This window comes from Bacillus sp. S71, assembly GCF_016625265.1.
Classification (GTDB): domain Bacteria; phylum Bacillota; class Bacilli; order Bacillales; family Bacillaceae_G; genus Bacillus_A; species Bacillus_A cereus.
In genome coordinates this window covers 214466-226752 of sequence record NZ_JACVUW010000002.1, presented here as the reverse complement: position 1 = coordinate 226752, position 12287 = coordinate 214466, and the positions used below count along the sequence as shown (strand labels likewise).

The following is a 12287-nucleotide window of genomic DNA, read 5'->3' as shown; positions in this document are numbered from 1 at the left end:
CTCACACTATCTCTTACCATAGTTTAAACATTGGTATACTTCACTTATTTATGTTAACTTATAATTCGTTTCTTGTACACAATTGTTTTTACAATCATTATACAATTACAGCAAAAAGAGGAACAACATATGTTATTCCCCTTTCCCTTTTTGTTTTAGAACGTCATGTGCTTCTGTAACAACTTGCTCTATAGAAATCGGAGAATGATTTTCGCCATTCTCACGTTCACCATGCCATTTCAGATGAATTAAAAATTCAATATTACCATCCCCACCCGTAATTGGTGAGAATGTTAAACCTTCCACATCATAGCCCTCTTTTAAAGCAAAATCGACAATCATTTCTACAACAGCTTCATGTACTTTTCTATCACGAACGATACCTTTTTTCCCAACTTGCTCTCTTCCAGCTTCAAACTGCGGTTTAATTAACGCTGCTACATCTCCGTTAGGCATAAGCATTGTTTTTAAAACTGGCAGTATAAGCTTTAATGATATAAATGAAACATCAATACTTGCAAATTGAGGTAAACCACGTTCTAAGTCTGCTGGTGTCACGTAACGGAAGTTTGTTCGTTCCATTACAACAACACGCTCATCCTGACGTAATTTCCACGCTAGTTGATTGTATCCTACATCTAATGCATAAGATAATTTCGCTCCATTTTGAAGCGCGCAATCTGTAAAGCCACCAGTTGATGAACCAATATCTATCATAACTTTATCTTGTAAATCAAGATGAAATGTCTCTAATGCCTTTTCAAGTTTATAACCACCACGACTTACATACGGCATAACTTGTCCCTTCACCGTAATCTCAGTATCTTGCGAGATTTTCTCTCCTGGCTTATCAAGTCTCATCTCATTTGCATATACGAGTCCGGCCATAATGGCGCGCTTTGCTTTCTCACGCGTTTCTATAAGTCCTCGCTCTACTAATAGTACATCTACTCTTTCTTTTTTTACGCTCATTTGTTACGCCCTTTTTTGTTTTGATGGAATCATTGTATGAATACGGTCTACAACAGCATCTGTCGTTAAACCAATTTCTTCTAATAATTTTGTTACACTTCCGTGCTCTATGAAGCGGTCTGGAATACCCATTCGTTCAACTAATGCACTATGGTAACCATTTTCAGATGCAAATTCAACTACTCCTGTTCCAAAACCACCGATTAAACAAGCTTCTTCAATCGTTAAAATCGGTATATTCTTCCCTAGAAGATCATGTAAATATGCTTCATCCATTGGTTTAATAAAGCGAGCATTCACTACTTTCACTGAAACCCCAGCTTTTTCAAGACGCTCAGCTGCTTCCATTGCCATTGGTATTGTTGTACCAAACGTTAAAATAGCTGCTTGTGTACCCTCTTTTAACGTCTCCCACGTACCGATTGGAATCGCCTTTAATTCTTCATCCATATGAACGCCAAGTCCATTACCACGAGCATAACGCAATGCGATTGGTCCATCTTCATATTGCATCGCCGTATAAACTAAATGTTGCCCTTCATTTTCATCTTTCGGCATCATAAGCACCATATTCGGCAAGTGACGTAAGAATGAGATATCAAATACGCCTTGATGCGTTTCACCATCTGCTCCTACTAATCCCGAGCGATCTATTCCGATGAAAACATTTAAATTTTGGCGGCATATATCATGAACAACTTGGTCATATGCTCTTTGTAAAAATGTCGAATAAATTGCTAAGAATGGCTTCATTCCTTGCGTTGCCATACCTGCTGCCATTGTTGTAGCGTGCTGTTCTGCAATACCTACATCAATCATACGATCTGGGAATTCTTTTTGGAATTTCTCAAGTTTTGATCCAACAGGCATTGCAGGTGTAATTGCTACGATACGCTCATCCGCTCTCGCTAGCTTAAGTACTGTTTCACTAACGACAGCACTCCATGCTGGTGCAACTTCTTTTGGCTTAACGAAGTCACCTGATTCAATTTTATAAGGTCCTGTTCCATGCCAAGTTCCAATAACGTCACTCTCAGCCGGTTTATAACCTTTTCCTTTTTTCGTAATAACGTGAACAAGTACTGGGCCTTTTGTTTTCTTTGCATATTGCAACGTTTCGAATAACTTTTCATAATCATGCCCATCGACTGGACCTAAATATGTAAAGCCTAACTCTTCGAAAAAGACACCAGATACTAGTAAATATTTAAGACTATCTTTTATTTTCTCTGCTGTCGCAGCCACTTTTCCGCCAACTGCTGGGATTTTCTTTAATATATACTCTAACTCATCTTTTACCCAGTGATATTTTCCTGCGGTACGTAAACGACCGAGTACATTATGAAGCGCACCAACGTTTGGTGCAATTGACATTTCATTATCATTCAAAATAACAATCATGTCTGTTTTTTCATGTCCAATATGGTTCAATGCCTCTAAGGCCATTCCACCTGTTAAAGCACCATCTCCAATAATTGGTATAACATATTCTTTCGTTTTCTTTAAATCACGTGCCAGAGCCATTCCCATTGCAGCCGATAACGAAGTCGAGCTATGACCAGTTTCCCATACATCATGCTCACTCTCGCAACGTTTCGGGAAACCACATAGACCTTGATATTGCCTTAATGTACCAAACTCTTTCGCGCGTCCAGTTAAAATTTTATGTACATAGGATTGATGTCCTACATCCCATAAAAATTTATCTTGCGGGCTATCAAATAATTTGTGCAGAGCAATTGTGAGTTCTACTACACCTAAATTAGGTGCAATATGTCCACCTGTTTGAGAGAGCTCTTCAATTAAAAACTTACGAATATCCTCACTCAATCCCTCTAGTTCACTGATAGACATATCTTTCAAAAAACTAGGGTTTTGAATTTGCGTTAGATCCACATGGATCACTCACTTTCATTTCATAATCTGTCAACATGTCAAATATTATAAAAAACATTTACACAAAACAAGAAATTCTCTTTTCTATTTTTCGTCTTGTCCCGCTATTAACCAGTCTATTGCGCCTTAATCCTATTATAAACCATATTTCTTTAGGCGATGAAAAAAATAGCCGCTAACACGAAGTGATAACGGCAATGTAATCTACATATATTTTTGCCAATAACAAGAAAAGAAAAACCTTTTCCTACATTTATATCATAAAATGATGAATGACTCAACAAATGAAAACGCTGTTATATTAGTTATTACGTTTTGCAATCAAATCGCAAATAGATAGTAAATATTCATCTTGTAATTGCAAGGAGCTAATTGCACCTTTTGCTTCTGCAATTGTTTCTTCTAAAATATCCTTTGCTCTATCTACAGTAAACAACGTCGTATATGTGCTCTTTTCATTAGAAAGATCGCTACCAATCGGTTTTCCAATCTCTTCTTCGGTGCCTTCGACATCTAAAATATCGTCTCGAATTTGGAAAGCTAGACCGATATATTTAGCAAACGTAAGCAACTTTTCTTCTTGCTCTTCTGTCGCATCAGAAAGTATCGCACCCGCAAGTACAGCAAATTCAAGCAGTTTTCCGGTCTTATGTTTATGGATGTACTCCAATTCATCAATCGTAAGGCGTTTCCCTTCAGCTTCCATATCTGCCACTTGTCCGCCAACCATTCCTTCTGGTCCTGCTGCTTTTGCAAGTTCAAGTACAAGTCTTACTTTTTTTTCTGCAGAAATTTCTTTTTGCTCATATGCCATAATAACTTGAAAAGCATACGTCAATAAGCCATCTCCTGCTAAAACTGCCATCGCTTCACCAAATACTTTGTGATTTGTGGGCTTTCCTCTTCTTAAATCATCATCATCCATACAAGGTAAATCGTCATGAACTAACGAATATGTATGAATCATTTCAAGAGCACAAGCTGCACCTACTCCAAGATTTCTTTCTTTCCCAAACGCTTGTAATGTTGCAAACAAAAGTAACGGGCGGAGACGTTTTCCACCCGCTTCTAAAGAATATGCCATCGCTTCACGAAGTACATTTGGACATTGTAATTCATTTGCATAGCTTACAAGTTTCTCTTCTACGAAAGTTTTACTTTCCTTCAAAAAAGTATCAAAAGCAATCGTCACTATGCTTCATCTCCTAAAGCAGTAAACGGTTCAAGCTCTCCATCTTCCCCAAGAATAACTGCCATTTGTTCTTGTACATTCTTCAACTTCTCATCACAAAGCTTAGATAATTCCATACCCTCTTTAAAATAAGAAATCGCTTCTTCTAAAGGTACGTCACCTTGTTCTAGCTTAGAAACAAGATGCTCAAGTTGCGAAATTGCCTCTTCAAAGCTTAATTTATTTTCCATTATTCAATTCACGCTCCTCTATGCCTGATACGCTACAATCTAGTATTCCATCTTGTAATTGAACTGAAACAGCATCTCCAAGGCTTACATCTTTCACACTTTTTAACACTTGCTTCTCTTCATCATATACAAGCCCGTACCCTCTCATCATTACTTTAAGCGGACTTAACGCTTCAAGTTTTTGAGCAGCTCTTACAAAGGCAAATTCTTTCGTTTGAAGTAACGTTTGCATTTCACGTTGTAATTGCTTTTGCAAAGTTTCAACAGCTACCTTCGTTTGAATAATTTTTTGAGATGGGTGGTGCTTCTCTAAATAAAATGAAAGTTGCTTTAACTGATTCACCTTTTTATCAATATAGCGCTCTTTCGCTAAAACAAGCTGTTCTAGCGCTCTATCTAATTGCTCTTCCTTTTGCTCATATACTTGTCTTGGATAACGGAACGCATACGATTTTTGCAACACTTGTAGTTTTTCTTCTTTTTTATGTACTAACTCTTTCATTGCTCTTTGCAATCTCAGAGTTCTTTGTAATACCTTTTCTTGTAACTCTATAATATTAGGTGCTGCTAGCTCAGCTGCTGCAGTCGGTGTTGGTGCGCGTAAATCTGCAACAAAATCTGCGATTGTAAAGTCCGTTTCATGGCCGACTGCCGAAATAATAGGAATTTCACTCTTAAAGATTGCTCTTGCAACCATTTCCTCATTGAAAGCCCATAATTCCTCAATAGAACCTCCACCACGACCAACGATTAGTACATCTATCTCTCCCATTTCATTCGCTGTACGAATCGCTTGTACAATCGAGGGAGCCGCTGACTCCCCTTGTACAAGTACCGGAAATACAATAACATTCCCAATTGGATAACGACGTTTAATCGTTGTTATAATATCACGAATCGCTGCTCCTGTTGGCGACGTAATCACACCTATTGTTTTAGCGTAAGGAGGAATTGCTTTTTTATAAACTTGAGAAAAAAGTCCTTCTTCTTCTAAGCGAACTTTTAACTGTTCGTACGCTAAATGTAAATTTCCGACTCCGTCAGGCTGCATGTCTTGAATATAAATTTGATAAGAACCACTCGCCTCGTAAACAGAGATTTTCCCTTTCACGAGTACCTTCATCCCATTTTCAGGTTTGAATTTAATATTACGATTATGACCCGCAAACATAACCGCTGCGATTCTTGCATTTTCATCTTTCAATGTAAAATACATGTGGCCACGGCTATGATTTTTAAAGTTGGAAATTTCACCTTTTAACCAAACAGACTGCAAATGCGGATCATATTCTATTTTTGTTTTTATATAGCGTGTTAACGCTGTAACGGTTAAATATTGCTTCTCCATTTCTCTCTCCTCATAGCCGACTCAAATTATTTACAAACGACACCTGCACGTTTGGCAGATTCAACAGTATTATGAAGAAGCATTGTGATTGTCATTGGACCAACACCCTTTGGCACAGGTGTAATGTAACCCGCAACATCTAACACGTTGTCAAAGTCAACATCACCACAAAGTTTTCCTGTTTCTAAACGGTTAACACCAACGTCAATTACAACCGCTCCTTCTTTAATATAATCCGCTGTTATCATTTTAGGTCGTCCAACAGCTACGATTAAAATATCAGCTAACTTCGATAACTCTTTCATATTTTGCGTCTTAGAATGACAATATGTGACAGTTGCATTTTCATTTAAAAACAATTGCCCCACTGGTTTACCGACAATATTACTTCTTCCAATTACTACTACATGTTTTCCAGAAATATCAAGATTTGTTTCTTTTACTAATTCTACAATACCATGCGGTGTACATGGAAGGAATGTATCTTGTCCCGTCATCATACGTCCCACGCTGATTGGGTGAAATCCGTCTACATCCTTTTCTGGTGAAATTCTTTCAATGATAGCTTTTTCTTCAATATGTTTTGGTAAAGGTAATTGCACTAATATGCCATTAATACGGTCATCGCCATTTAAGCGATCGATTTCAGCAAGCAAACGTTCCTCAGTAATTGTTTCAGGAAGTTCAATTAGCTCTGAGTAAATCCCTACTTGTTCACAGCCTTTTTCTTTTCCTTTCACATAAGAACGAGATGCTGGATCTTCTCCAACTAAAATAACTGCTAACCCTGGTACAATACCTTGCTCTTTCAACTTCACAACTTCTTCTGTTAATTGTGCTCGTTTTTTCTCCGCAACTTCATTTCCTTTGATGATTACTGCTACCATTTTAAGATTCCCCCTTAAAGAATTTACAGTGTATCTTTTATATTAGATAAAACGCCGTTAATAAAACGACGAGATTCCTCATCCCCAAATGTTTTAGCAATTTCAATTGCTTCGTTAATTGTTACGTTGTGTGGAATTTCTTCCATGTATTTCATTTCATACACAGCTACACGTAAAATACTGCGATCAACAATGCTAATACGCTCAAGCTTCCACTTTTTTAAGTTTTGACGAATCGCTTCATCGATTGCTTCTTTATTTTCTACAAAACCTACTACAAGTGACTCTAGAAACTCATTTGTTTCTTCGCCTTCATCTAGCGTGTTTTCCACTGCTACTTTCGGTTCTAATTCACCTGTAATATCCATTTGGTATAATGCTTGCATTGCTCTTTCTCTAGCCGTCCTACGTTTCATTGTAACTCTCCTTTATGCTTCAAGTCTTTCCTTATACTTTGTTATATTATTATAATTTATAAGCCGTCAATTCACTTACTCTTACAGTTTTCATTGATTTTCCAACCTTATAATACAATGATAATAACACAATTTATCGTTTCACACACGGGTTACAAGGCTGAAAAATAATAAAAAGATTAACTTCAAGTTCCATATCTTATCACAATGTACGTTTTTTGGAAAAACGACACATTTTCTTGTTTATTTCTTATTTTTTGAAATAGTATAATAATTAGAGGGTTGTAATTTGTGAAGAAATGAAACGATAAAAAAGATGCCTATGTTACTAGGCACCTTTTCATTCTTACACTGGTTCGATTTCTGTTTTTTGTGTTTCGAATGTTACGCCAACGATGTGAACATTCACTTCTTTTGGCTCAAGTCCTGTCATCGTAAAGAGTGCTTGGCGAATATTGTCTTGAATCTTTTGTGCAACAACTGGAATTGCTACACCAAAATACATTACAACATAAAGGTCAACGATAATATCTTCGTTTGCTAATTCAACCTTTACACCTTTACCATGATTTTTCTTACCTAACTTCTCAACAACATCTGTAGCAAAATTACCGCGCATTGCCGCTACACCTTCTACTTCAGCAGCTGCAATACCTGCAATTACTTCAATTACTTCTGGTGCAATTTCTACTTTACCAAGAGTTGTATCTTGACCCATATCTAACATATGTTCAGCCATGAAAAAAACCTCCTTTAATGTATCACTGCGTCACAAGTTCATGCTCTTCCAAAAATTTCGTATTAAACTCACCTTTTACAAAATCAGGATGATCTAGCAATTGCAAATGGAACGGGATTGTTGTATGTACGCCTTCAATGACAAATTCACTAAGTGCGCGCTTCATTTTTGCAATTGCCTCTTCACGTGTTTTTCCGTGAACAATTAATTTAGCAACCATCGAATCATAGAAAGGTGGGATTGAATATCCCGGATATACAGCTGAATCGACGCGAATACCAAATCCTCCTGGTGGTAAGTACATTTCTACTTTACCTGGAGATGGCATAAATTTTTTGGCAGGGTTTTCCGCATTAATTCGACATTCAATTGCCCAACCATTAAATTGTACTTCTTCTTGCTGTAACGATAACTTTTCTCCTGAAGCAACAAGAATTTGTTCTTTAATTAAGTCCATTCCCGTTACCATTTCAGTAACCGGATGCTCAACCTGAATTCTCGTATTCATCTCCATGAAATAAAAGGTTTTCGTTTTATATTCATAAATAAACTCAACCGTACCAGCACCTGTATAATCAACCGCTACCGCCGCTTTAACTGCCGCTTCACCCATCTGCTTGCGAATATCTTCATCAAGTGCAGGTGATGGACTTTCTTCTAATAGTTTTTGCAAACGGCGCTGAATTGTACAATCACGCTCTCCTAAATGAATGGCATTTCCGTGTGTATCTGCCATTATTTGAATCTCAACATGGCGGAAATCTTCAACGTACTTTTCTAAGTATACACCAGGGTTCCCAAAAGCGGTACTAGCTTCTTGCTGTGTAATTTGAATTCCTTTTATAAGCTCTTCTTCATGGCGTGCAACACGAATACCTTTTCCGCCGCCACCTGCAGTCGCTTTAATAATAACTGGATATCCAATTTGATTAGCAAGCTCGATCGCTTCTTCGGTATTTTTAATAATCCCTTGTGAACCTGGTACAATCGGAACCCCTGCTTCTTTCATTGTATCACGAGCAACGTCTTTTGTGCCCATCTTTGAAATAGCTTCTGGACTTGGACCGATAAAAATCAAGTTACATTCACGGCATAACTCTGCGAAATCTGCATTCTCTGCTAAAAATCCATATCCCGGATGAATAGCATCGCAGCCTGTTAACTTCGCAACGCTAATAATGTTCGTCAAATTTAAATAGCTTTCTTTCGAAATCGTTGGTCCTACACAATACGCCTCGTCTGCAATCTGTACGTGAAGTGACTCTTTATCTGCTTCTGAATAAATTGCAACTGTTTCAATATCCATTTCTTTACAAGCACGAATAATTCGTACAGCAATTTCCCCACGATTGGCTATTAATACTTTTTTTATCATCACAAAGACTCCCTTATTACGCTTTTACAAGAAATAGCGGTTGTCCATACTCAACAAGCTGTCCGTTATTAACAAGAATTTCAACAATTTCGCCCTCTACATCAGCATCAATTTCGTTAAATAACTTCATAGCCTCGACAATACATACGATAGAATCTTTCGATACTCTATCCCCAACACTTACATATGGAGGTGTATCAGGTGAAGAAGAAGAATAGAATGTACCTACCATTGGTGAGGTGATCTTATGTAGGTTTTCATCTTGAACAGTTTTCTTCTCTTCTTGTTTTGGCGCTTCTGCTTGCGCTGCTGCTACTGTCGTTTCAACTTCAACAGGCGCTACTGGTTGCATAGCTTGTTTTGCTGCAGGTGCTTGCACAGCAACAACTTCATTACCACGCTTTTTCATTTTGATTGTTGTACCGTCTTTTTTGTATTCAAATTCATCAATATTAGAGCTATCAATTAATTTAATTAATTCACGAACTTCTTGAATTTTAAACATGTAAAATCCACTCCCATACTCTTGTTTGTCCCGTTTTTACAGATTCTCATCACGAAAACTAGATTGACTGTAAAAATACGATGTATTCTATTAGAAAATATATTTCATTAACTAATAGAAATATTTACTATTTCCATCTTACGATAAATTTTTTAAACATTCCAATTTATATTTCTTTATAATAAATCGAAACTCCTGTAAAAATATTATTCCAATAAAAATTTAATACCTAGTAATAATACCAAGTTTCACATGAAATTGGCAAGACCACTTCTTAAAAAACATTCACTACTTTAGCAAAACGTTACACAGCAAACATGCCATTCCCTCTCCACTCTTCACTACACCTATAGTCAATAACATATTTTTACCAAATATTATTTTTTTGTTTACACGCCGTTCATCATTCCTTCATATAAGAATAGTATGTTCAAAGTGTAGAAAATATATTGTGTCGAGGTGTGGAAATATGATATGGCTCATTCTCTTTTTACCTGCTGTAATCGTTTGGGCATGTGTTCTTTGCATCCACGTCAAATCCGGAAAAAGTAATCATCAGTACCATGAACCATTAATCTTTTACTCGCAACGTGTTTCTCCATTCCGAGTTGAACATAGTAAAAATAACTACAAAGACGAAATAGAAAAAAGCTATCGAAAATGATAGCTTTTTTCTATTCACACATTTACTTACATACTCTATTTTACTATTTGCATACCCTTTGCTTAATAAAAGATAATAATCCGCAGGGAAATCCCTGCGGATTAAAGTTTCACTTATTTCGCTGGTGGATCAAATTTCACACCTACATCTTTTGATCCGCCTTCACTTCTTACAAGTTGAATAATTTTATTTGCTTCTTTCTGTGAATGTTTTGCCGCTTTAACCGTTACTCTAATGTCAGTACCATCAGCTCTTACAAGAGCATCTGGATATCCTCCTTGAGATTTAATTACTGTCTCAAGTAATTCTTGCTTCGTTTCCATTGTCGTAATGGCATCAAAATTTTCTTTTGCTTTATTCTTTTCTGTTGCTGAAGCTTTTGTTGAACTCATCACTTCTTGTAATTTTGCTTTCGCTTCACTACGCTGATCTTCCATTTGCATACGTAAAGCTGTGAAATTCTCATCACTTGATTGAACTGATACATTGCCCTCTTTTTTACTTGTTTCTTTTTTTGCATTTTCTTTTTTGTCTGTTTCTTTATTTGTTGTTTCCTTGCTTGTATTTTCTTTTTTCGGAGTTTCTTTAGGCGCTTCGTTTGTTACTGCTTTATCAGTACCTTGTTTTTCTTGTCCAATCTTTTCACCTGTTGCCGGCGATGCTGTATTCATTTTGTCAGGAGTTGTCACGTAATACACAGATAGTACAACAACTAAACTTAACATCGTTAATAACCAAACTGTTTGTTTTTTTAACACTTTATTTCCTCCCTATCAATTTTTCGGTGAAACTGAAACGCGATGGGCCGGTACATCTAGCAGCCTTATCACAGCTTCTTTTACCATTGCTTTAACTTGTATATTATCCACTCCCTTTGCTACGACAAGAACACCACGTACTTTCGGCTTCTCTGTTCGTAAAACAACAGGAGTTTCTTTATCCCCTTCACGTATAATGACAGTCTTTTCATCAAGAGACTCGTCCTCTACTTCTCTCTTACCGCCTGTTTTATCTGTTTCACCTGTTGTTTGTGAGCGTTTCACTGTATTTTTTTCTAAAATTTTTTCTTCAGATGAATCTAAATTCACTTTAATCGTTACGTCTTTTACTCCTGCTATTTCTTCTAAAGCCGTTTTTAATTCTTGTTCATACGCTTTTTCATATTTTTCTACAGTTGACATACTATCATTACTTTTTTGTCCGAAAGTTGGTACGTCTTTTTCTTGATTTTGAGTTTTTTGTTCTTTAAATACAGGTACTTCTTCTTTTTTACTTGAAAAGAGACTACTAGAAAACATAAGCAAAATTCCAAGTATGAGTAGGACAAGTAAAAACTTAGGTGTTACCTTTTTACCCTTCTCGTTGCTTTCTTTTTGATCCCCATTCAATAAGTTTCGAAAAAATGAGAACTTCGAATTTTTATCTTTATTGTCCATTTACTCTACCTGTCCTCCCTTCCATTTGAACTTGGATTTGTTTACCCTCTAGTTGCCACCTGCTTGAAAAGAAATCTTTCATTTCTACATTCGTTTCTTCCACTTTTTTTGGAGGCTCTTTCGTGTTAATTTCAATTGGCTTTACTGTTTCGATTGCATCATTTTTACTACGTTCTTTTTCTTTCAACGTCACAACAACAGATTGAATATCTTTCGCTGACTTTACTTCTTCTGTATTTTCTGCTGCGACTATTTGTATTTCAGAGACAGTCATACCATACTTTTTCTCAAACTCTTTTCCTACTTCTTTTTTCATTTTGGTAGCCATCTCTTCTAAACTATATGCACGTGTTAGAGCTTGTATTTCTTTTTTCTTCGAATCTATTGAATTTTTTACAGATCCTTCTGCTACGTACTTTTCTTCATTAAAATTTGCAATTACTTCATTTACATCTGTCTGCAATAGTTTAAAAAGGGGCGTTAAAATTAATACAACTAACAAAAGACTTACAACGAATTTAACGTATTTTTGCAAATTCGAATTTGGAAGAATAAGATGAAGCATTGTTGCTAAGAGCAAAAAAACGATAATATTTCTGATCCACTCTGTAACAAATTGCATACTCT

14 protein-coding genes are annotated in these 12287 nt (G+C 36.5%); 1 reads left to right on the top strand and 13 read right to left on the bottom strand.

Annotated features, from left to right (window positions below):
• Positions 1 to 132: 132 nt before the first annotated feature.
• The 10 genes from IBT51_RS04655 to accB all read right to left on the bottom strand — a co-directional run bounded on the left by IBT51_RS04655 (position 133) and on the right by accB (position 9560).
• A complete protein-coding gene (locus IBT51_RS04655) occupies positions 133 to 972 on the bottom strand; it encodes a TlyA family RNA methyltransferase (RefSeq protein WP_000111872.1) in 840 nt (279 codons plus the stop codon).
• Between the two features lie 3 nt (positions 973 to 975).
• Positions 976 to 2868 (bottom strand): 1-deoxy-D-xylulose-5-phosphate synthase, encoded by a 1893-nt coding sequence (gene dxs, locus IBT51_RS04650; protein WP_000366452.1) that lies wholly within the window; start codon positions 2866 to 2868, stop codon positions 976 to 978.
• Positions 2869 to 3169: 301 nt separating this feature from the next.
• The gene (ispA, locus tag IBT51_RS04645; RefSeq protein WP_000150374.1) at positions 3170 to 4060 is read right to left on the bottom strand and encodes a (2E,6E)-farnesyl diphosphate synthase; all 891 of its coding nucleotides are present in this window, start codon (positions 4058 to 4060) and stop codon (positions 3170 to 3172) included.
• A complete protein-coding gene (gene xseB / locus IBT51_RS04640; RefSeq protein WP_000428423.1) occupies positions 4060 to 4290 on the bottom strand; it encodes an exodeoxyribonuclease VII small subunit in 231 nt (76 codons plus the stop codon). The genes ispA and xseB overlap by 1 nt, the downstream gene beginning before the upstream one ends.
• Positions 4280 to 5638 (bottom strand): exodeoxyribonuclease VII large subunit, encoded by a 1359-nt coding sequence (xseA, locus tag IBT51_RS04635; protein WP_000415244.1) that lies wholly within the window; start codon positions 5636 to 5638, stop codon positions 4280 to 4282. Before xseA ends, xseB begins: the two co-directional genes overlap by 11 nt.
• A 26-nt stretch (positions 5639 to 5664) precedes the next feature.
• Positions 5665 to 6525, bottom strand: coding sequence for a bifunctional methylenetetrahydrofolate dehydrogenase/methenyltetrahydrofolate cyclohydrolase FolD (gene folD, locus IBT51_RS04630; protein WP_000226732.1), 861 nt, complete (start codon positions 6523 to 6525; stop codon positions 5665 to 5667).
• Positions 6526 to 6548: 23 nt separating this feature from the next.
• On the bottom strand, positions 6549 to 6941 hold the full coding sequence (nusB, locus tag IBT51_RS04625) for a N utilization substance protein NusB (protein ID WP_000830247.1): 393 nt from the start codon (positions 6939 to 6941) through the stop codon (positions 6549 to 6551).
• A 346-nt stretch (positions 6942 to 7287) separates the two neighbouring features.
• Positions 7288 to 7680, bottom strand: a complete 393-nt coding sequence (locus IBT51_RS04620; protein WP_000807630.1) for an Asp23/Gls24 family envelope stress response protein — start codon at positions 7678 to 7680, stop codon at positions 7288 to 7290.
• A 22-nt stretch (positions 7681 to 7702) separates the two neighbouring features.
• The gene (gene accC / locus IBT51_RS04615; protein ID WP_000592870.1) at positions 7703 to 9055 is read right to left on the bottom strand and encodes an acetyl-CoA carboxylase biotin carboxylase subunit; all 1353 of its coding nucleotides are present in this window, start codon (positions 9053 to 9055) and stop codon (positions 7703 to 7705) included.
• Positions 9056 to 9071: 16 nt separating this feature from the next.
• Complete coding sequence (gene accB / locus IBT51_RS04610) at positions 9072 to 9560, bottom strand: acetyl-CoA carboxylase biotin carboxyl carrier protein (RefSeq protein ID WP_000472863.1); 489 nt, start codon at positions 9558 to 9560, stop codon at positions 9072 to 9074.
• A 469-nt stretch (positions 9561 to 10029) separates the two neighbouring features.
• Between accB and IBT51_RS04605 the strand changes: the two genes are divergently transcribed.
• Complete coding sequence (locus IBT51_RS04605) at positions 10030 to 10224, top strand: hypothetical protein (RefSeq protein WP_002000935.1); 195 nt, start codon at positions 10030 to 10032, stop codon at positions 10222 to 10224.
• 113 nt (positions 10225 to 10337) lie between these two features.
• On the opposite strand, the gene IBT51_RS04600 is transcribed toward IBT51_RS04605, so the two are convergent.
• The 3 genes from IBT51_RS04600 to spoIIIAF are packed head-to-tail and all read right to left on the bottom strand — an operon-like array spanning position 10338 to position 12282.
• The gene (locus IBT51_RS04600) at positions 10338 to 10982 is read right to left on the bottom strand and encodes a SpoIIIAH-like family protein (RefSeq protein WP_065485172.1); all 645 of its coding nucleotides are present in this window, start codon (positions 10980 to 10982) and stop codon (positions 10338 to 10340) included.
• 15 nt (positions 10983 to 10997) lie between these two features.
• Positions 10998 to 11660, bottom strand: a complete 663-nt coding sequence (spoIIIAG, locus tag IBT51_RS04595; RefSeq protein WP_088022414.1) for a stage III sporulation protein AG — start codon at positions 11658 to 11660, stop codon at positions 10998 to 11000.
• The gene (gene spoIIIAF, locus IBT51_RS04590; protein WP_001161037.1) at positions 11650 to 12282 is read right to left on the bottom strand and encodes a stage III sporulation protein AF; all 633 of its coding nucleotides are present in this window, start codon (positions 12280 to 12282) and stop codon (positions 11650 to 11652) included. The genes spoIIIAG and spoIIIAF overlap by 11 nt, the downstream gene beginning before the upstream one ends.
• Positions 12283 to 12287 lie beyond the last annotated feature (5 nt).

Bases quoted from the DNA above. Each gene is read 5' to 3' on its own strand.
- IBT51_RS04655 (WP_000111872.1), bottom strand. From the start codon at position 972: ATGAGCGTAAAAAAAGAAAGAGTAGATGTACTATTAGTAGAGCGAGGA.
- xseB (WP_000428423.1), bottom strand. From the start codon at position 4,290: ATGGAAAATAAATTAAGCTTTGAAGAGGCAATTTCGCAACTTGAGCAT.
- xseA (WP_000415244.1), bottom strand. From the start codon at position 5,638: ATGGAGAAGCAATATTTAACCGTTACAGCGTTAACACGCTATATAAAA.
- folD (WP_000226732.1), bottom strand. From the start codon at position 6,525: ATGGTAGCAGTAATCATCAAAGGAAATGAAGTTGCGGAGAAAAAACGA.
- nusB (WP_000830247.1), bottom strand. From the start codon at position 6,941: ATGAAACGTAGGACGGCTAGAGAAAGAGCAATGCAAGCATTATACCAA.
- IBT51_RS04620 (WP_000807630.1), bottom strand. From the start codon at position 7,680: ATGGCTGAACATATGTTAGATATGGGTCAAGATACAACTCTTGGTAAA.
- accC (WP_000592870.1), bottom strand. From the start codon at position 9,055: ATGATAAAAAAAGTATTAATAGCCAATCGTGGGGAAATTGCTGTACGA.
- accB (WP_000472863.1), bottom strand. From the start codon at position 9,560: ATGTTTAAAATTCAAGAAGTTCGTGAATTAATTAAATTAATTGATAGC.
- IBT51_RS04605 (WP_002000935.1), top strand. From the start codon at position 10,030: ATGATATGGCTCATTCTCTTTTTACCTGCTGTAATCGTTTGGGCATGT.
- spoIIIAG (WP_088022414.1), bottom strand. From the start codon at position 11,660: ATGGACAATAAAGATAAAAATTCGAAGTTCTCATTTTTTCGAAACTTA.
- spoIIIAF (WP_001161037.1), bottom strand. From the start codon at position 12,282: ATGCAATTTGTTACAGAGTGGATCAGAAATATTATCGTTTTTTTGCTC.